At 42.1% G+C, this 16,936-nt stretch carries 22 protein-coding genes and 1 tRNA gene; 11 read left to right on the forward strand and 12 right to left on the reverse strand.

Annotation, left to right across the window (positions count from 1 at the left end; translation table 11 throughout):
* Positions 1 to 32: 32 nt before the first annotated feature.
* Entirely contained in the window at positions 33 to 767 is a 735-nt protein-coding gene (gene truA, locus DTW91_RS03575) for a tRNA pseudouridine(38-40) synthase TruA (RefSeq protein ID WP_125202047.1), read from the reverse strand.
* 84 nt (positions 768 to 851) lie between these two features.
* On the opposite strand from truA, the gene DTW91_RS03580 reads away from it, so the two are divergent.
* The 5 genes from DTW91_RS03580 to DTW91_RS03600 are packed head-to-tail and all read left to right on the forward strand — an operon-like array spanning position 852 to position 3,468.
* Positions 852 to 1,154 (forward strand): hypothetical protein, encoded by a 303-nt coding sequence (locus tag DTW91_RS03580; protein ID WP_125202048.1) that lies wholly within the window; start codon positions 852 to 854, stop codon positions 1,152 to 1,154.
* A 20-nt stretch (positions 1,155 to 1,174) separates the two neighbouring features.
* Complete coding sequence (locus tag DTW91_RS03585) at positions 1,175 to 1,669, forward strand: metallophosphoesterase family protein (RefSeq protein ID WP_125202049.1); 495 nt, start codon at positions 1,175 to 1,177, stop codon at positions 1,667 to 1,669.
* A gap of 58 nt (positions 1,670 to 1,727) precedes the next feature.
* Positions 1,728 to 2,222, forward strand: coding sequence for a Smr/MutS family protein (locus tag DTW91_RS03590; RefSeq protein WP_125202050.1), 495 nt, complete (start codon positions 1,728 to 1,730; stop codon positions 2,220 to 2,222).
* A 10-nt stretch (positions 2,223 to 2,232) separates the two neighbouring features.
* Complete coding sequence (locus DTW91_RS03595) at positions 2,233 to 3,066, forward strand: alpha/beta hydrolase (protein ID WP_125202051.1); 834 nt, start codon at positions 2,233 to 2,235, stop codon at positions 3,064 to 3,066.
* Positions 3,067 to 3,069: 3 nt separating this feature from the next.
* Complete coding sequence (locus tag DTW91_RS03600; protein ID WP_125202052.1) at positions 3,070 to 3,468, forward strand: DUF1398 domain-containing protein; 399 nt, start codon at positions 3,070 to 3,072, stop codon at positions 3,466 to 3,468.
* A gap of 48 nt (positions 3,469 to 3,516) precedes the next feature.
* On the opposite strand, the gene dapA is transcribed toward DTW91_RS03600, so the two are convergent.
* Positions 3,517 to 4,392 (reverse strand): 4-hydroxy-tetrahydrodipicolinate synthase, encoded by an 876-nt coding sequence (gene dapA, locus DTW91_RS03605; RefSeq protein WP_125202053.1) that lies wholly within the window; start codon positions 4,390 to 4,392, stop codon positions 3,517 to 3,519.
* 107 nt (positions 4,393 to 4,499) lie between these two features.
* On the opposite strand from dapA, the gene DTW91_RS03610 reads away from it, so the two are divergent.
* The 5 genes from DTW91_RS03610 to recO all read left to right on the forward strand — a co-directional run bounded on the left by DTW91_RS03610 (position 4,500) and on the right by recO (position 9,985).
* Positions 4,500 to 5,228 (forward strand): class I SAM-dependent methyltransferase, encoded by a 729-nt coding sequence (locus tag DTW91_RS03610; protein ID WP_125202054.1) that lies wholly within the window; start codon positions 4,500 to 4,502, stop codon positions 5,226 to 5,228.
* A gap of 80 nt (positions 5,229 to 5,308) precedes the next feature.
* Positions 5,309 to 6,070, forward strand: coding sequence for a 5'-nucleotidase C-terminal domain-containing protein (locus tag DTW91_RS03615; protein ID WP_125202055.1), 762 nt, complete (start codon positions 5,309 to 5,311; stop codon positions 6,068 to 6,070).
* Positions 6,070 to 7,020 carry a bifunctional metallophosphatase/5'-nucleotidase gene (locus DTW91_RS03620; protein ID WP_125202056.1) on the forward strand — a complete coding sequence of 317 codons (951 nt, stop codon included), beginning with the start codon at positions 6,070 to 6,072 and terminating at the stop codon, positions 7,018 to 7,020. The genes DTW91_RS03615 and DTW91_RS03620 overlap by 1 nt, the downstream gene beginning before the upstream one ends.
* A gap of 1 nt (position 7,021) precedes the next feature.
* Positions 7,022 to 9,304, forward strand: coding sequence for a T9SS type A sorting domain-containing protein (locus DTW91_RS03625; RefSeq protein ID WP_125202057.1), 2,283 nt, complete (start codon positions 7,022 to 7,024; stop codon positions 9,302 to 9,304).
* Between the two features lie 3 nt (positions 9,305 to 9,307).
* Positions 9,308 to 9,985 (forward strand): DNA repair protein RecO, encoded by a 678-nt coding sequence (recO, locus tag DTW91_RS03630; protein WP_125202058.1) that lies wholly within the window; start codon positions 9,308 to 9,310, stop codon positions 9,983 to 9,985.
* Between the two features lie 98 nt (positions 9,986 to 10,083).
* Here recO and DTW91_RS03635 read toward each other — a convergent pair.
* A tRNA-Cys gene (locus DTW91_RS03635) sits at positions 10,084 to 10,154 on the reverse strand.
* Positions 10,155 to 10,468: 314 nt separating this feature from the next.
* Between DTW91_RS03635 and ribB the strand changes: the two genes are divergently transcribed.
* Entirely contained in the window at positions 10,469 to 11,593 is a 1,125-nt protein-coding gene (gene ribB, locus DTW91_RS03640; protein ID WP_125202059.1) for a 3,4-dihydroxy-2-butanone-4-phosphate synthase, read from the forward strand.
* Positions 11,594 to 11,705: 112 nt separating this feature from the next.
* Here the strand turns inward: ribB and rplQ are convergent, their stop codons facing one another.
* The 9 genes from rplQ to rplO form a co-directional block, all read right to left on the reverse strand.
* Positions 11,706 to 12,224, reverse strand: a complete 519-nt coding sequence (gene rplQ, locus DTW91_RS03645; RefSeq protein ID WP_125202060.1) for a 50S ribosomal protein L17 — start codon at positions 12,222 to 12,224, stop codon at positions 11,706 to 11,708.
* A gap of 8 nt (positions 12,225 to 12,232) precedes the next feature.
* On the reverse strand, positions 12,233 to 13,228 hold the full coding sequence (locus DTW91_RS03650) for a DNA-directed RNA polymerase subunit alpha (RefSeq protein WP_125202061.1): 996 nt from the start codon (positions 13,226 to 13,228) through the stop codon (positions 12,233 to 12,235).
* A gap of 31 nt (positions 13,229 to 13,259) precedes the next feature.
* Positions 13,260 to 13,868 (reverse strand): 30S ribosomal protein S4, encoded by a 609-nt coding sequence (gene rpsD, locus DTW91_RS03655; protein ID WP_125202062.1) that lies wholly within the window; start codon positions 13,866 to 13,868, stop codon positions 13,260 to 13,262.
* Positions 13,869 to 13,945: 77 nt separating this feature from the next.
* A complete protein-coding gene (rpsK, locus tag DTW91_RS03660; RefSeq protein ID WP_125202063.1) occupies positions 13,946 to 14,335 on the reverse strand; it encodes a 30S ribosomal protein S11 in 390 nt (129 codons plus the stop codon).
* Positions 14,336 to 14,347: 12 nt separating this feature from the next.
* Positions 14,348 to 14,725 (reverse strand): 30S ribosomal protein S13, encoded by a 378-nt coding sequence (gene rpsM / locus DTW91_RS03665; RefSeq protein ID WP_125202064.1) that lies wholly within the window; start codon positions 14,723 to 14,725, stop codon positions 14,348 to 14,350.
* 16 nt (positions 14,726 to 14,741) lie between these two features.
* Positions 14,742 to 14,858 (reverse strand): 50S ribosomal protein L36, encoded by a 117-nt coding sequence (gene rpmJ, locus DTW91_RS03670; protein ID WP_007839480.1) that lies wholly within the window; start codon positions 14,856 to 14,858, stop codon positions 14,742 to 14,744.
* 10 nt (positions 14,859 to 14,868) lie between these two features.
* The gene (gene infA, locus DTW91_RS03675) at positions 14,869 to 15,084 is read right to left on the reverse strand and encodes a translation initiation factor IF-1 (protein ID WP_027383300.1); all 216 of its coding nucleotides are present in this window, start codon (positions 15,082 to 15,084) and stop codon (positions 14,869 to 14,871) included.
* 8 nt (positions 15,085 to 15,092) lie between these two features.
* Entirely contained in the window at positions 15,093 to 16,472 is a 1,380-nt protein-coding gene (secY, locus tag DTW91_RS03680; protein WP_125202065.1) for a preprotein translocase subunit SecY, read from the reverse strand.
* Between the two features lie 10 nt (positions 16,473 to 16,482).
* Positions 16,483 to 16,932 carry a 50S ribosomal protein L15 gene (gene rplO / locus DTW91_RS03685; protein ID WP_125202066.1) on the reverse strand — a complete coding sequence of 150 codons (450 nt, stop codon included), beginning with the start codon at positions 16,930 to 16,932 and terminating at the stop codon, positions 16,483 to 16,485.
* Between the last annotated feature and the right edge of the window lie 4 nt (positions 16,933 to 16,936).

Genomic DNA, 16,936 nt, shown 5'->3' on the forward strand with positions numbered 1-16,936 from the left:
TTTAAACTTTCAGATCTTCATCGAAATCTGTATTAAAAATCATAGCCTACATCTACCAAAAAAAGACCTTGCGCCGGCGCAGAAACGCCGGCTGAATTTCGGGATTGATCTTCAATGATTTTTCGCAAATCGTTTGGCTGCAGTTTTCCGGTTCCGATTTCGACCATCGTTCCGACAATTGCCCGAACCATATTGCGTAGAAAACGGTCCGCAGAAATCGTAAATTTCAAATGACTACCAATCTGTTCCCATTCGGCTTTGTAGATCTTGCAAATATTGGTTTTGTTGTCGGTATGGAGTTTGGCAAAACTGGTAAAATCCTCGTATTCCAACAGAATTTTGCAGGCATAGTTCATTGCGTCGATATTCAATGGCTTCTGACGCCAAGTTTGCCACGACGAATGCGCCGAAAATGGATCTTTTTTTTGAGAAATATAATATTCGTATGTTCGAAAAGTGGCGCTGAATCTGGCGTGCATATCACCGGACACGGGGAAAATCCGCTTGATCGCGATGCTTTCAGGCAAAAAAGAATTGAGCTGATAAACCAAATTTTCTCCAAAATTTTGATCGGTCTCGAAATGGGCAAACATTTTCTTGGCGTGTACGCCCGTATCCGTTCGGCCGGCTCCTGTGGTTTTTATCGGTTCACGAAGAATGGTTGACAATGCTTTTTCCAATTCTTCCTGTACAGAAATCTGATTGGGCTGGATTTGGTAGCCAAAAAAAGACGAACCATCGTAAGCAAATTCTATAAAATATCTCATCTCGGGTGTAAATTTCCTGCTTTTTTTTTAATTATCAAGAAATTCTTAATTCGTAATTTTGTAGTTCGAAAATCTTAAAAGAAAATGAAACCGATCAAAAAGAACAGGCTTTCCGATCCGGCAGAATTCATCAAACTGATGGTCGTCATCTTTGTGTTGGTATCGGTTTTCTTGTTTAGTCAAGACCGGTCGGATGTGCAGATTATGATCAACTTTTTGGTTTTGGTCATTCTTTTTTTTCTTTTGCAATTGGTTTTTGTGATAATCTACAAAAAGGGCGTCAAAACGCTGGCTTTTTGGCTTTTGATTTTGATGGGATTAATTGGCATTTTGGTCGGCAGTGTCTTTTGGTATTATTTAAAATATGGCATCATCTTTCGGCTGTAAACAATTTCAAACTTTTAGAAATGAAACGCATTCTTCTTTTATCCGACACGCATTCTTACATCGACGACAGGATTCTCGATTATGCGTCTGATGCCGATGAAATCTGGCATTGCGGAGATTTTGGAAGTATGGAAGTCGTTGAAGCTCTGGAAAAAATCAAACCACTGCGCGGCGTTTTCGGAAATATTGACGAAGCCAAAATCAGAACAGTTTTTCCCAAAGTTCTAAGTTTCCGATGCGAAGATGTAGCGGTTTTGATGATTCATATTGGCGGTTATCCCGGCAGATATTCTGCTTTGGCGAAGCAGGAAATTGCCGACAAAAAGCCGAAATTATTCATTTCCGGTCATTCCCACATTCTGAAAGCGATGTACGACAAGAAGAACAATCTGCTGCACCTTAATCCCGGCGCTTGCGGCAAAGCGGGCTGGCACAAAGTGAGAACGATGATGCGGTTTACCATTCATAAAGACGAAATCAAAGATCTGGAAGTGATCGAGCTGGGAAGCACGTAGATGTGGAGCGCTTTTGGGTTGGAGATTTTTTTTAAGAATCATCATTAATATTATAAACATGAAAGTAGGAGACAAAGTTTCTCTCATCGATGATGATCTGAGAGGAACCATTTTGAAAATCATCGCAGACCAGGTGAAAATCCAAGATGAGCACGGCTTCACGTATGATTTTCCTAAAAACAAGTTAACCCTCGTCGACGCCAAATTGTATGAAAATTCGCCAATTGTCAAGAAAAATGAAAGTTCCAAAAACGTTTCTAAAAAGCACAACAAAACGCCTCTGAAGGTAGATCTTCATTTTCAAACTCTCGTAAAAAATCCCGCAGAATATGACGCTTTCGAAAGATTGATGATTCAGAAGGAAAAGCTACTGGAAAGCATAGATTTCTGCAGGAAAAATCACATCAAAAATCTGGAAATCATCCACGGCATCGGCGATGGCGTTTTGCAGAAAATGGTCTATGATGTTTTGGAAGGCCTATCGAATGTGGAATACGATGAACACGGCTTTTTCTATCACGAATCGGGCAAAGTAGAAGTTAAATTTTTATAAAAAAAACACAATGCTAAGAAAACATTTGAGCCTTATTTTAATTCTTGTATTTGCATTAGCATTTACTCAGACAGAATATAGAACAGAGAACAATATTGCCTATTACCCTGAAAATATTTCGCAAAAAGATGCTTATATCAATTCTCAATGCAAGCTGAATTTCTATTATCCCACCAATGTCAAAAACTTCTCAACCGTCATCTGGTTTCACGGTGGCGGATTGACCGGCGGCAGCAATGAGCTGCCAAAGGAACTACTAAATGAAAATATCGCTGTAGTAAGTGTGGCATATCGGCTTGCTCCCAAAGTGAAGGCGCCGGCTTACATCGAGGATGCAGCCGCAGCCACGGCCTGGGTTTTTGGCAATATCGAAAAATATGGTGGCAGCAAAAATCTTATCTTCCAGTCCGGACATTCCGCGGGCGGATATTTAGCCATGATGATTACATTGGACAAAAAATATTTGGCCAAATATAAAATCGATGCCGATCAGATTGCGGGGTTGGTGCCTTTCAGCGGCCAGGCCATCACACATTTTCAAATCAGAAAAGAACAAGGAATCCCGGAATTGCAGCCTACGATTGATGAATATGCCCCATTATTTCATATCCGGAGAGAAGCGCCCCCGATCGTACTAATCACCGGAGACCGAGAACTGGAGCTGTTCGGACGCTATGAAGAAAACGCCTATTTGGCAAGAATGTTGGAGTTGGTAAAGCATCCTTCGGTCAAATTGCTGGAAGAAGATGGGTTTGACCACGTGGGTATGGCAAAGCCGGGTTTCCAGTTGCTGCTAAAGGAAATCCGAGAAATTTCAAAAAAGACAAAGACCAATCAAAACTGACCAATGATGTTCACATTAGCCGAAATAGAAACTGCGCATTCTGAAATAGAAAGCGGAAAAGACTTCCCAAAATTTGCCGCCAAAATCAAAGAATTGGGCGTTTGCACCATTGAGACTTTCGTAGAAGACGGCTCTACAATTTATAAAGGCGAGGACGATTCGCAAGTTACTGCTGCACAGCAGTATGCACCATTGCTGATCTACGGCATCGTCAATCCGCCAAAATTTTTGGAAGCGCTCCGCCATTACCGGCAAGGCCATATAGACTTCTTCCAATTCTGCAAAGATTGCGCAGACAGTGGCATTTTCAAATGGATCGTGGATTTGAACGCCGACACCTGCACGTATTACGACCGTGAAGGAGCCGTTGTTTTTCAAGAACAGATCTCCCATTCAAACTGAGATGAATTGGGCATAAGTTTTAGAAAAAAAACAGCCTGATTTTTTATTTTACGCAAGTTTTTGCATTTCGGCTTTTATTTTTTCGTGCAATCCTGCCGAAGCCTTTACAAGAGGAAGTCTTAGATGGTTTTTGATCAGTCCTTTTTCTGCCAAGATGGTCTTCACGCCGCACGGATTTCCTTCGGCAAAGATGAGCCTGGTGATTTCTACCAGCGAGTTATGGATTTTGTAAGCCTCGTCCACTTCGCGGTTCAGCGCCAGTTTTACCATTGTAGAAAACTCTTTGGGATAGGCTTGCCCGATGACGGATATCACGCCATCGCCGCCGGCTAAAGTCACGGGCAAAGTGAACTCGTCATCGCCGGACATCAGCGAAAAATGCTTTGGCTTCTGTCTCAGAATGTCAAAATATTGCAGGATATTTGGTGAGGCTTCTTTCACCATAATCAGATTTGGGAAATCGTTTGCCAATCGCAAAGTTGTCGCGGCTTCCACATTTTGACCCGTTCTTCCGGGAACATTGTAAATGATAATTTTTGCGCCGGTCTCCGCCAAGGCTTTGAAATGCTGATAAAGCCCTTCCTGATTGGGTTTGTTGTAGTACGGCGAAACCGACAAGACGGCCTCAAAATCGGAAAGATCGGCATCCAGAATCTGCTGTTTCACTTCTGCCGTATTGTTTCCGCCAATTCCCAACACCAGCGGCAATCTGTTGTTGTTGATCTTGACGACGTGCGCAATGACCTGCTCCTTTTCTTCCTTAGAAAGCGTTGCAGCTTCGGCTGTGGTTCCCAAAACCACCAGAAAATTGATTCCGTTGTCTATATTAAAATCGATTAGCTTGGTAAGAGCATCAAAATCTACGGAGAGATCTTCGTTGAAAGGTGTTACCAAAGCGACACCAACGCCTTTTAAATGACCCATTTTTTACTAGTACTTTAATTTTCTCAAATTTAATCTATTTTCGTAAAAGGACAAACATTATATTTGTGTTTATCTAAAAAGCAAATTCCCATCCTGAAAATCTAAAAATGCCCTATAACACGCTGAAAAAATTAGTCCCGAAAAATATTTTAATCAAAAATGAACAATTCTTCAGGAGATTTATCTATATTTTTTATCGAGGCAACAGCCATCAATGCCCCATTTGCGAAAAGAAATTTCGGAAATTTTTGATGAATCAGCGTGGCGAAAAGCTGTGTCCAAGTTGCGGAAGTATGCCCCGAGACAGGCGCTTGTTTATCGAATTTCAAAAGGAATTTTCGGGAAAAGAAAAAGTCAGGTTGTTGGATTTTTCGCCGTCCAGATCTTTGTACAGAAAATTAAAATCGATCAAGAACATAGAATATTATCCCACCGATTTGTCCACCGACTTCATTTCTGAATATCAATATGACATAACCGACCTTGCCGTCGATGAACGGTTTTTTGATTTCATCTTTTGCTATCATATTTTGGAACATATTGACGACGATGCCAAAGCCATGAAAGAATTGTACAGAGTTTTGAAATCTGAAGGAAAAATATTTGTGCAGACGCCCTTCAAAGAAGGCGAAATCTATGAAGATCCGGAAGTGAAAACCGATGAAGACCGGCTGAAATACTTTGGACAAAAAGATCACGTGAGAATCTATTCGGTAAATGGATTGGCGAAACGGCTCGCAAATGCGGGATTCCAAGTTCAAATCAAAACTTTTGGTCAAGATATCTTTTTCGGTCTTCGCAAAGACGAAACCTTGCTGCTGCTCTCCAAGAATTAATGATTCGGCAACGAAGATGCTAATTAAACAGTTAGTTTTCAAAATCTAAAATCATTAGATTTGTAGTCATATATTTCTCGATGAAAAACAGACTTTTGGGATTCGGAATCGTCGGATTGCTGATGATAAGCTGCAAAACGCCGCTTAATGTCGCAAACATCCATACCGAAAAGAATATTTACATTACCGATCAGCTCAAAGAAAATGAAGCGATGAATGCGGCAATCCAGCCCTACAAGCAAGAGCTGGAAGGCAAGATGAACACCGTCATCTCCCACACGAATGTAGAACTGACGAAAGCCGGAGACAACAGCAATCTTGGGAATCTGCTGGCAGATTACACCTTTGAAGGTGCCGATGAATGGGCAAAGAAAAACAATCGGCCGCCGGTAGATGCGGCCGTCATCAACATCGGCGGCATCCGGACGATCATCCCGAAAGGTGACATCCAAACCAAACAGATTTACGAAGTAATGCCTTTTGAAAACGAAATCGTGATCGTGAAAATGAGCGGTAAAGGTATGGAAGGACTGTTTGATTATTATTTGAAAACCCAAAAGAATAATCCGGTATCGCACCTCATCATCGAAACGGAAAATGGAAAACTTTCTCAGAAGCTAATCAACGGAAAAGCCATAGATTACAACAAAACATACTACATTGCTACTTCGGATTATCTGGCTTTGGGCGGTGATAATATGTTGTTTTTTGGCAAAGGCGAACTGATCTCAACCGGAATCAAAATGCGTGATCTTTTTTTGGAAAAGTTCCAGCAAAATCCCGAAATTTCTGCACCCAATGATGTGCGATTGATTTTCAAAAATAAAAAATCCGAAGAATAATGCAACGAAAGGAATTTCTAAAATATGTTGGCGCCGGAAGCCTTGCTTTAACATTGGCTCCCAATCTTCTGTTGGCCGATCAACTGGATTCTATCAATAAAAAATCGGCTTACAAACTGACCATCTTGCATACCAACGATCAGCACAGCAGGATTGAGCCATTTGACTCGTCTTACACCAAGAACCCTAACCAAGGCGGATTTGCAAGGCGCGCCTCATTAATACAACAAATCCGCTCCGAAGAAAAAAATGTTTTGTTGCTGGACTCGGGCGATATTTTCCAGGGAACGCCTTATTTCAATTTTTTCGGTGGCGAGCTGGAGTTCAAGCTGATGAGTATGATGAAGTACGACGCTTCTACAATGGGAAACCACGATTTCGACAACGGTTTGGAAGGTTTTCTGAAAGTCTTGCCCAATGCCAGGTTCCCCTTCATCTGCTCCAATTATGATTTTAAAAATACCCTATTAGACGGCAAAACGGAGGCTTACAAAATCTTCTGCAAAGACGGGATCAAAGTGGGCGTTTTTGCGGTGGGGATTGAATTGAATGGCTTGGTGAGTAAGAAGAATTATGCCGAAACGATTTATCAAAACCCGATCGAAATTGCGCAGCACTATGCAGATTTTCTTCGGAAAGATAAAAAATGTGATCTCGTGATCTGCCTGTCCCACATTGGATTTGATTATAAAGATGATCCTGCGAAAATATCGGACAAGCATCTGGCTGCCAAAACCTCGGGGATAGATTTGATTTTGGGCGGTCACACCCATACTTTTTTGAAGGAGCCTTTGACTTTTCAAAATAAAGCGGGGAAGAATGTGATTGTCAATCAGGTAGGTTGGGCCGGGATCTTACTGGGAAGACTGGATTTTTATTTCGATAATCAAAAGGATTTGAAAAATATTTCGTGGAATAATCAGTTAATAGATGGAAACATCATTGTTTAGAATGAAGAAAATTTTATTATTGATATCGTTTGGCATTGCGCTGCTTTGCCAAGCTCAGACTTCCACCAAATGGAGCGACCTGTTCTCCTACAACAATGTTTTGACTATTCGGGAAGATGGCGACCGATTGATAGCGGCTACGGAAAACGGTATTTTCTACTATAATCCATCGACGGGGGAGATCAAAAAACTCTCTAAAGCCAATGGTCTGCACGAGGTGAAAATTTCCGCCTTTGATTACAATTCGGCTACGAAGATGGGAATCGTAGGCTATCAAAACGGCTCGATGGATGTCATCACGCCCGAGGGTATTTTCCTGATCGTCGATATTCCTTTGGCCACCGGCTACAACGGCAGCAAGAGAATCAATCATATCTCCATTAATGGCGACCGGGCTGTGATCTCGGTGGGCTATGGCGTTTCTATCTTCAATATTGGCAGAAGAGAATTTGGAGACACGGCTTTTTTTGCAACCGGCGGAACATATTTGGCTGCCAATGCCGCAGTCTTGAAAGACAATACGATATACGCCGCAACCAGTTCCGGCATCAAGTCCCACGAAGTGGACGCGACTTTCCCTGTATTTTCCAGCTGGGCAACGCCTCTCGGCGGAACTTTTAAAAAAGTAGATGCCAACAGTACAATTGCTTTTGCCACGAGCACACAAGTGAGCTATGGCACCGGCCCCACTTATTCTAACCTTAGCAAAACGTTTACAAATATTCAGGATTTGAGAGTGACGGAGAACCAAATCATCGTGACAGATCAGAGCCAAGTTTATATCTACAGCACGGCGGGTGCGCTTCAGAAAACCTTTGATGCGGGAGAAATAGTCAATACTGCATTGGTCTATAACAATACTTTGTTTACAGGAACAAAATTTTCGGGAATCTATAATGAGCAAAAAAACAGTTTCCGACCCGATGGTCCCTACAACAACAGAGCTTATAAGCTTAGCTTACTCAATAACGAAATATGGGTGGCCTCGGGCAATAGAAATTCTGATCCTGTAGCCACTGCCGGCAATCCCAACGAAGACAAAATCGGCTATTACCATTTCGACGGCACCAAATGGAACTATCCAACCTATTTTTTAAACAATACCTCCGTCAAATTCAATATTTTGGATGTGGTTCCCGATCCGTCCAATCCCACAGAGATCTATTTTACCAATTTTTATTCCAACGGATTTTCGCCAACCGACAAAGGCGTTTATAAGATGCGGAATAATGAATTTGTCAAAAGATATTCTTTCAATAGTGATGAAAGGGCGTATTGGTACAAGCCTGTGGGATTAGTTTTCGACAGTCAGAATAATCTTTTCTGCACCGTCCAGTCCACTTGTCCGGCTTTTAATGATCCTTGTCCTACCTCCAGCTTTTATTTATTCAATAAGTCCAACGATGCATTTGGGGTCAATCCCTTTACGACTTTTAATATCGGAGGCATCCAAAAGCCGGTTACCAAAGACGGCGTCCTGTATATTCCGGCACCCTACACGAGTGACGGCGGACTGATGATTTATGATTACAACAACACCGCGAGTTCCACTTCCGATGACAGATTCAAGGTGTTGAAAAAAGGTAATAATCTACCCATCGACGGTACTACATCTGTAAGCATCGACAACAATGATGATGTTTGGATTGGCAACAACGAAGGTCTGCGCATATTGTCGAATCCGAAAGCTGCCATTTTGGAAGATAATCCGCAGACCGATCCCATTATCATCGAAGAGAATGGCCTGGCAGAAGAACTTTTCAGGGATGCAAAGCTTTTGCAAATCAGGACAGACTCCGGAAATCAAAAATGGATCTCCATCGATGGCGGCGGTGTTTTCTACATCAGTTCCAATGGCGACAAAACCATCTATAAATTTACAAAATCCAACTCCCCTTTGCCCAATGACAGCGTTACCGATATCGAAATCGACAGCAAAACCGGGAAAGTCTATTTCGTAACCTTGGACGGCATCGTGGTTTACCAGGGCGACGTCGCAGAAGTGACTTCCAACTTTGGCGACGTTCTGGTTTACCCCAATCCGGTGGTCTATGCCCAATACAAAGGCAACGTGAGAATACGCGGGCTGGCCGCAAAAACCAATATCCGGATCACCGATGCGGCGGGAAATCTGGTACATTCTGCGGTGGCAACGGGCGGGTATTTCGAGTGGAATTTGGCAAATCAGCGTGGCGTGCGGGTGGCCTCCGGAATCTATTTTGTGCTGATGACCAACGAAGACGGAACCGATACGGCCACGGCCAAGATTGCGGTCGTGAATTAACCGATGACACAGGAAGTTTTTCTACTGTCTTATACCAAATATGGAGATCAGGATGCGGTTCTCCATTGTTTTTGCAAAGAAAATGGCTTCGAAAGTTTCTTTGCCAAAGGAATATACGCGCCCAAAAATAATAAGAAGGCTTTTCTTTTTCCGTTGAATGAGCTCGTACTGTACACTTCGGACAAGAAAAAAAATATTCCGAACGTCCTGAAAATGGAGCAAAAAAATGTCGATTTTTTCAGTACAGACATTCGGAAAAGTTCCATTTTGTTTTTTATATCAGATTTGCTCAATCAGGTTTTGAGGAATGAGCATCGAAATGTGGGCATCTATTCCGAAATTTCTATTTTCTTAAGTCAGTTGCAGATTAATAATTTCCAGTCGCATTTGATTTTTATTTTCAGGCTTCTCAAGCAACAAGGCTTGCAGCCGCTCTTCTCGGAGAAAACGTTTTTGAATCCCGAGACCGGACATTTCGAAGATGCAGAAGTTCATCCTTTGTTTGGCAAAGAAGTTTCGGGGGTTTGGAGGAATCTTATTACTTCCCACGATCCTTATTCCATAAAACTGAGCAGAGCCGAAAAACAGAATTTCCTCGATTCTATTTTGGTCTATTTCCATTGCCATTTTTCAGACTTCCGCGAGCCAAAATCTTTGGAGATTATTAAGGAAATATTTTAGCAGAAAAATCGGAGCGAACAACTATTTGATTTTAGAACAACTGTAATGTAATAAAAAAACCCTAAAACATTATTAAAATGAATTGGGGTTTTCGGATGAGGTGCCTAGCGGATTCGAACCGCTGTAGATGGTGTTGCAGACCACTGCCTAACCACTCGGCCAAAGCACCATTTTTCTTGGCTTGCAAATTTAGTGTTTTTTTTCAAATTTCAAATTTAAAAAGTTTCTAATTTCAGAAATAAGTTTGAAAGGATTCTAAACAGACTTTGAAGACCAAGCGTTACTAGCCCTGATGGTAACGGCTATCCTTTTTGTTTTTTCGGCCACGCCGTGTGAGGATCACCAAGCCTTCTGAAAAACAAAAAGATAATAGTGGACAGCAGGTTCCCGGCTCCAAATGATGGATGTTTTCCACATCTTTAAAGGTGTTGCCATCTGTTTTTTAGGTTCGAAATCAGTATCTTTGCAGAAATTTTAGAATAAATGGACAAGATCCAACTCAATACGATTCCGGAGGCACTGGCCGATCTCAAAAAAGGTAAAATGATCATCGTAGTAGATGATGAGGACCGAGAAAATGAAGGCGATCTGCTGGCTGCGGCGGAGATGGTGACGACGGAGATGATCAACTTTATGACGATCCACGCCAGAGGTTTGATCTGCATGCCGTTGACCGAAAAAAGATGCGACGAACTGGAACTTAATACGATGGTCGTCAATTCTACCGACCCCAAGGAAACTGCTTTTACGGTATCGGTAGATCTTCTGGGGAAAGGCACTACCACCGGAATCTCGGCCGGCGACCGTGCGAAAACCATCCAAGCCATCATGGATCCGGCGACCAAACCCGGTGATTTGATGAGGCCGGGACACATCTTCCCACTGCGGGCAAAGGAAGGCGGCGTGCTGAAGAGAGCCGGACATACGGAAGCGGCAATCGATCTGACGCGGTTGGCGGGGCTGAAAGAAGGTGGCGTGATCTGCGAAATTATGAATGAAGACGGAAGCATGGCGAGACTGCCGGATCTGATGGAATTTGCCAAAAAGCACGATCTGAAAATCGTATCGATAGAAGATTTGATTCAGTATCGGTTAAGGCAAGGCGATCTGGTAGAAAGAATCGAAGAGCGCGATATCCAGACCTATTATGGAAATTTTAAATTTTATGTCTTTGAGGAAAAACCGACGGAGCAGATCCATTTTGCGTTGACCAAGGGAACTTGGGCGCCGGATGAGCCTGTGCTGGTGCGGGTGCAATCTTCCGGTTCTTATTTTGATGTCTTGAGCAGGCTTGCCAACGGGGAGCATCCATTGATGCAGCGGGTGGTAGATCTTATCAATGCTGAGGGAAAAGGAGCCATCGTCTTTATCAACAATGTTTCTACGAAAGAAAACACGCTGAGCAAAGTGCAGCAATTTCTTAATTATCAGGCTAAAGGCGTGCGTCCTCCTGTGGCTCCCAACTTTCGGGATTACGGAATCGGAACCCAGATTCTGAAAGATCTTGGCATTCACAAATTCAAGATTATCACTCAGAATCCGAATATCAGACCAGTTATTTCAGGCTACGATATTGAGATCACGGAAATGGTTGGATTGTCGAAATAGAGTTTGAATTAAAAAAAGAGTCTGCTACAATTTCAAGTATATTTACGGAGAAGATTACCATAAAAAAACCATCCCGAAATGAGATGGTTTATTGTATAAAAACGGAGAATGTTTATTCTTCGGTTTTTTCTTCTGAAGAAGTTTCTGAAGCAGGCGTTTCTTCCGCTTTAGCTTCAGTAGCTTCGAACACTGCAACTTCCTTTTTAGGAGCTGAACCGGATCTTCTGCTTCTTCTGGTGGCTTTCTTCTCTTCTGCGTTGGGGTTGTAGATCTCGTTGAAATCTACCAACTCGATCATTGCCATATCGGCTGCATCGCCCAGTCTGAAACCGGTTTTGATGATCCGTGTGTAGCCACCGTTTCTTTCTGCAATTTTCGGAGCCACAGTTCTGAACAATTCGGTCACGGCTTCTTTACTTTGCAGGTAGGAGAAAACGGTTCTTCTGTTGTGTGTGGTATCTTCTTTAGCTTTTGTGAGGATGGGTTCCACGTAAACTCTCAAAGCTTTGGCTTTGGCCACTGTGGTGTTGATTCTTTTATGTTCAATTAGCGAACAGGCCATATTGGCAAGCATTGCTTTTCTATGCGGGGCTGTTCTGCCTAAGTGATTGATTTTCTTTCCGTGTCTCATTGTAAGGATTATTTATCAGCGTCTAACTTATATTTTGCAACATCAAACCCGAAATTAAGTCCTTTTGAGTGAACCAATTCTTCAAGTTCTGTTAACGATTTTTTACCAAAATTTCTGAATTTCATCAAATCAGATTTACTGAAAGAGACCAATTCTCCAAGGGTTTCTACTTCAGCGGCTTTCAGGCAGTTGAGGGCTCTTACGGAAAGATCCATATCTGCTAATTTTGACTTTAGTAGTTGTCTGGTGTGAAGGGTTTCCTCATCGTATTGGATGGAAGCTTTTACGGCTTCGGTTTCTAATGTGATTCTCTCATCGGAGAACAGCATAAAGTGATAGATCAATATTTTGGAAGCTTCTGTCAAAGCGTTCTGTGGCGTGATAGATCCATCGGTTTCTATATCCAACACCAATTTTTCGTAATCTGTTTTTTGCTCTACACGATAATTTTCTATGCTGTACTGCACTTTCTTGATTGGGGTGAAGATGGAGTCGATCGCAATAGTTCCGACGGGTGCATTGCTGGATTTGTTCTGATCAGACGGCACATATCCTCTTCCTTTTTCTATGTTGAAAGTGATTTCGAACGTTACGCCTTTGGCGAGGGTTGCGATCACCAAATCCGGATTTAGAACCTCGAAATTGGTAATGGAGGCGCCCAAATCTCCGGCGGTCACAACATCTTTGTTCGATATTTTTGCAGTGAACTGCTCGGCTCCCGGGTTTTCTGTCTTCGCTTTGAGGCGTAGTTGTTTCAGATTAAGAATGATTTCCGTAACATCTTCGATTACTCCCGGTATCGTGGAAAATTCGTGCTCTACGCCTTCTATTTTGATAGAAGTAATAGCATATCCTTCCAGAGAAGAAAGCAAAACTCTTCTCAATGCATTACCGATAGTAAGCCCAAAACCTGATTCCAAAGGTCTGAATTCGAATTGTCCTTTAAAGTCTGTGGAGTTTAAAAGGATTACTTTATCGGGTTTTATAAATGTTAAAATTGCCATAGTCTGGTTGAGCAAAAATTTGAAAAAATTATTATTTAGAGTATAATTCGACGATCAACTGTTCTTTGATATCCTCAGGAATTTGAATTCTCTCAGGAGCAGTCGTGAAAGTGCCAGTTTTCTTTTCGTCATTGAATTGTAACCACTCATAATTTGCTTTGTAAGCGAGAGCGTCTGCAATGACTTCGAGGGATTTTGACTTCTCTCGCACTGCAATCACGTCGCCGGCTTTCAGCAAATAAGAAGGGATGTTTACCAATTCCCCATTCACAGTGATGTGCCTGTGGGAAACCAGTTGTCTGGCTGCAGATCTTGTTTTTGCAAAGCCAAGTCTGTAAACCACGTTATCCAATCTCGATTCGCAAAGTTGCAACAGGACTTCTCCGGTTACGCCTTTGCTTCTATGCGCTTTTTCGAAAAGGTTAGCAAATTGTTTCTCGAGGATGCCGTAGGTGTACTTAGCTTTTTGTTTTTCTGCCAACTGTACGGCATATTCCGATTTCTTTGCGCCTCTTCTTTTGTTGACGCCGTGCTGTCCCGGTGGTTGATTTTTTCTTTTCTCGAAGTTTTTGTCATCTCCGAAAATTGCTTGACCAAATTTTCTAGCAATTTTTGTTTTTGGGCCAATATATCTTGCCATGTTTTGTAGGATTTTAGGATTTTAGATTTTAGATTAAAAATGAATGCATTTAAAATTTAAAATTCAAAACTTTCGGGTTATACTCTTCTTCTTTTAGGTGGTCTGCATCCGTTGTGTGGCAGCGGCGTCACGTCCACGATTTCGCTTACTTCGATCCCTGAGTTGTGCAGCGTTCTGATGGCAGATTCTCTACCGGCGCCGGGACCTTTTACAAAAACCTTCACTCTTCTGAGGCCTGCTTCGAAAGCGACTTGCGAACAGTTTTCGGCAGCCATCTGCGCTGCGAACGGCGTATTCTTTTTAGAACCTCTGAAACCCATTTTGCCGGCAGAAGCCCAAGAGATTACCTCTCCTGCTTTATTGGTTAAAGAAATGATGATGTTATTGAAGGAAGCCTGGATATGCGCTTCGCCGATAGCATCAACTTTTACTTTTCTTTTCTTAACTACTTTGGTTTGTTTTGCCATAATTCCTAACGATTATTTACTTGCTTTTTTCTTGTTAGCAACTGTTTTTCTCTTTCCTTTTCGGGTTCTGGAGTTGTTTTTCGTTCTCTGGCCTCTTAAAGGTAATCCTAGTCTGTGACGTATTCCTCGTTGGCATCCTATGTCCATCAATCGCTTGATGTTCAATTGCACTTCAGAACGCAATTCACCTTCTACTTTGATATTTTCGGTGATGTAGTTTCTGATTGCGGCCAATTCATCGTCATTCCATTCGTTGACTTTCTTGTCTTCGCTGATTCCAGCGTTTTTCAAAATTTCTGAAGCCGTTCTTCTTCCGATACCGTAGATGTAAGTAAGCCCGATAACGCCTCTTTTGTTTTTTGGTAAATCAATACCTGAAATTCTCGCCATAATTTAATTGTGGTTCTTAACCTTGTCTTTGTTTAAATTTAGGGTTCTTTTTGTTGATTACGAAAAGCACACCTTTTCTGCGTACAATTTTGCAATCAGCACTTCGTTTTTTGATAGATGCTCTAACCTTCATTTTGTTGTTTTTAATATCTAAAAGTTATTCTCCCTTTAGTTAAGTCATAAGGAGAGAGTTCGAGTCTTACCTTGTCTCCGGGTAAGAGTTTAATATAATGCATTCTCATTTTACCGGAAATATGGGCTATCAACACGTGTCCATTTTCCAGTTCTACGCGGAACTGCGCGTTCGAAAGTGCTTCGGTAATCACGCCGTCCTGTTCTATATGTTTCTGTTTAGCCATTGACTTTTTTAATAGTTTGATGATCTTGATAATTTAGATTGCATCAACCCATCATAGTGATGGTTCAGCAGATACGTATTGATTTGCTGCACGGTATCTAAGATAACGCCCACCATAATCAGCAACGATGTACCTCCAAAAAACAAGGCAAACCGATCTGTCTGAACAAACGTTCCATGCACTACCGCCGGAAGGACTGCAAAGATAGACAAAAATATTGCTCCCGGCAAGGTAATCTTGGACAAAATATCATCCAGATAATCAGCCGTTTCCTTCCCGGGTCTTACCTTCGGAATCAATCCTCCATTGCGCTTTAAATCATCAGCCATCTGATTTACAGGAATGGTGATTGCCGTATAGAAAAACGAGAAAATTATAATTAATAAGGCAAACAATACATTGTACTGCCAGCTAAATACATTTTTGAATCCTGCCAAAAAGGTATTGGATTCGTCAACTTTTGTAAGCAATCCCGGGACGAACATTAATGCCTGTGCAAAGATGATGGGCATTACGCCCGCTGCATTTACCTTCAGGGGAATCCACTGCCTGGCACCTTCCATTAGATTTCTGCTCACGCCACCTCTTGCTTGGGCTCTGCTTACATACTGGATGGGGATTTTTCGTACGGCAACCGATAATATGATTGCTAACAGAACGACCACAAGCCAGAAAATAATTTCTATCAAAATCATAATGCTGCCAAAACCACCTTTACCGTTCTGAGTAATTACCTCTTGATAAAAAGCTGTCGGCAGATCTGCAAGGATTCCTACCATAATAAGAATAGAAATACCATTGCCAATTCCTTTATCCGTAATCTTCTCGCCCAGCCACATTGCAAAAACCGAGCCAGCCACCAGAATAATGATGCTTGGCAGCCAGAACATTACAGATGCGGGATCTATATAGTACGCCGACTGGAACTGCGAGTAAGGCAGGAAAAATTGTGTTACCGATGTGAGGTAAGAAGGCGCCTGTACAAGACAGACTCCGATGGTTAGCCAGCGCGTGATTTGGTTGAGCGTGTTTCTGCCGCTTTCGCCGTCTTTTTGCAACTTCTGCAGATAAGGGATTGCCATACCCATCAGTTGTACAATAATAGAAGCAGAAATGTAGGGCATAATTCCCAACGCCATAATAGAAGCACGGCTGAATGCGCCTCCGGTGAAAGAAGACAATAAACCCAAAAGACCCGCACCCTGCTGGTTTCCGCCTTGGTTTTGGTAGTGTTGCAGTAAGTTTCCTACTTCTGCAGTATTGATCGCCGGAAGTGAAATATACGATGCGAATCTATACACAAGGACCAGCAAAAGCGTCAGGATTATTTTATCTCTCAGCTCTTTCAGGCTCCAAATGTTTTTAAGTGTTTGTATAAATTCTTTCATTAGTCAATGATTAAAGAGTAATGGCTTTACCTCCTGCTTTGTTGATGGCTTCTTCAGCAGATTTAGTGAATTTATCCGCAGCGATCGAAACATTGGCTTTCCAATCTCCTCTGCCTAGGATTTTTACTAATTCGTTTTTAGATGCAAGACCGTTTTCTACCAAGACGTCTCGGGTGATATCACCGGTGATGTTCTTGGTATCGATCAAAGTTTGGATGGTATCGAGATTGATGGCTCTGAACTCTTTTCTATTAACGTTTTTGAAACCAAATTTTGGCAATCTTCTTTGCAAAGGCATCTGCCCGCCTTCGAAACCGATTTTCTGAGAATATCCGGCTCTGGCTTTTTGACCTTTGTGACCTTTGGTTGAAGTACCACCGTAGCCGCTTCCCTGCCCTCTGCCGATTCTTTTTGTGCTGAATGTGGAACCAGCTGATGGTTTTAAGTTATTTAAATTCATTGTC

Origin of the sequence: Chryseobacterium sp. SC28, assembly GCF_003932955.1 — a bacterium.
In the GTDB taxonomy this organism is placed as follows: domain Bacteria; phylum Bacteroidota; class Bacteroidia; order Flavobacteriales; family Weeksellaceae; genus Epilithonimonas.

What these genes read in the sequence shown, in the direction of transcription:
- DTW91_RS03650 (WP_125202061.1), bottom strand. Translation starts at nt 13,228, where the DNA reads ATGGCAATTTTAACATTTATAAAACCCGATAAAGTAATCCTTTTAAAC.
- infA (WP_027383300.1), bottom strand. Translation starts at nt 15,084, where the DNA reads ATGGCTAAACAGAAACATATAGAACAGGACGGCGTGATTACCGAAGCA.
- rplO (WP_125202066.1), bottom strand. Translation starts at nt 16,932, where the DNA reads ATGAATTTAAATAACTTAAAACCATCAGCTGGTTCCACATTCAGCACA.
- recO (WP_125202058.1), top strand. Translation starts at nt 9,308, where the DNA reads ATGACACAGGAAGTTTTTCTACTGTCTTATACCAAATATGGAGATCAG.
- DTW91_RS03600 (WP_125202052.1), top strand. Translation starts at nt 3,070, where the DNA reads ATGATGTTCACATTAGCCGAAATAGAAACTGCGCATTCTGAAATAGAA.
- rpmJ (WP_007839480.1), bottom strand. Translation starts at nt 14,858, where the DNA reads ATGAAGGTTAGAGCATCTATCAAAAAACGAAGTGCTGATTGCAAAATT.
- rplQ (WP_125202060.1), bottom strand. Translation starts at nt 12,224, where the DNA reads ATGAGACACGGAAAGAAAATCAATCACTTAGGCAGAACAGCCCCGCAT.
- DTW91_RS03620 (WP_125202056.1), top strand. Translation starts at nt 6,070, where the DNA reads ATGCAACGAAAGGAATTTCTAAAATATGTTGGCGCCGGAAGCCTTGCT.
- DTW91_RS03580 (WP_125202048.1), top strand. Translation starts at nt 852, where the DNA reads ATGAAACCGATCAAAAAGAACAGGCTTTCCGATCCGGCAGAATTCATC.
- DTW91_RS03610 (WP_125202054.1), top strand. Translation starts at nt 4,500, where the DNA reads ATGCCCTATAACACGCTGAAAAAATTAGTCCCGAAAAATATTTTAATC.
- truA (WP_125202047.1), bottom strand. Translation starts at nt 767, where the DNA reads ATGAGATATTTTATAGAATTTGCTTACGATGGTTCGTCTTTTTTTGGC.
- rpsD (WP_125202062.1), bottom strand. Translation starts at nt 13,868, where the DNA reads ATGGCAAGATATATTGGCCCAAAAACAAAAATTGCTAGAAAATTTGGT.
- DTW91_RS03625 (WP_125202057.1), top strand. Translation starts at nt 7,022, where the DNA reads ATGAAGAAAATTTTATTATTGATATCGTTTGGCATTGCGCTGCTTTGC.
- rpsK (WP_125202063.1), bottom strand. Translation starts at nt 14,335, where the DNA reads ATGGCAAAACAAACCAAAGTAGTTAAGAAAAGAAAAGTAAAAGTTGAT.
- DTW91_RS03615 (WP_125202055.1), top strand. Translation starts at nt 5,309, where the DNA reads ATGAAAAACAGACTTTTGGGATTCGGAATCGTCGGATTGCTGATGATA.
- dapA (WP_125202053.1), bottom strand. Translation starts at nt 4,392, where the DNA reads ATGGGTCATTTAAAAGGCGTTGGTGTCGCTTTGGTAACACCTTTCAAC.
- ribB (WP_125202059.1), top strand. Translation starts at nt 10,469, where the DNA reads ATGGACAAGATCCAACTCAATACGATTCCGGAGGCACTGGCCGATCTC.
- DTW91_RS03595 (WP_125202051.1), top strand. Translation starts at nt 2,233, where the DNA reads ATGCTAAGAAAACATTTGAGCCTTATTTTAATTCTTGTATTTGCATTA.
- DTW91_RS03590 (WP_125202050.1), top strand. Translation starts at nt 1,728, where the DNA reads ATGAAAGTAGGAGACAAAGTTTCTCTCATCGATGATGATCTGAGAGGA.
- secY (WP_125202065.1), bottom strand. Translation starts at nt 16,472, where the DNA reads ATGAAAGAATTTATACAAACACTTAAAAACATTTGGAGCCTGAAAGAG.
- DTW91_RS03585 (WP_125202049.1), top strand. Translation starts at nt 1,175, where the DNA reads ATGAAACGCATTCTTCTTTTATCCGACACGCATTCTTACATCGACGAC.
- rpsM (WP_125202064.1), bottom strand. Translation starts at nt 14,725, where the DNA reads ATGGCGAGAATTTCAGGTATTGATTTACCAAAAAACAAAAGAGGCGTT.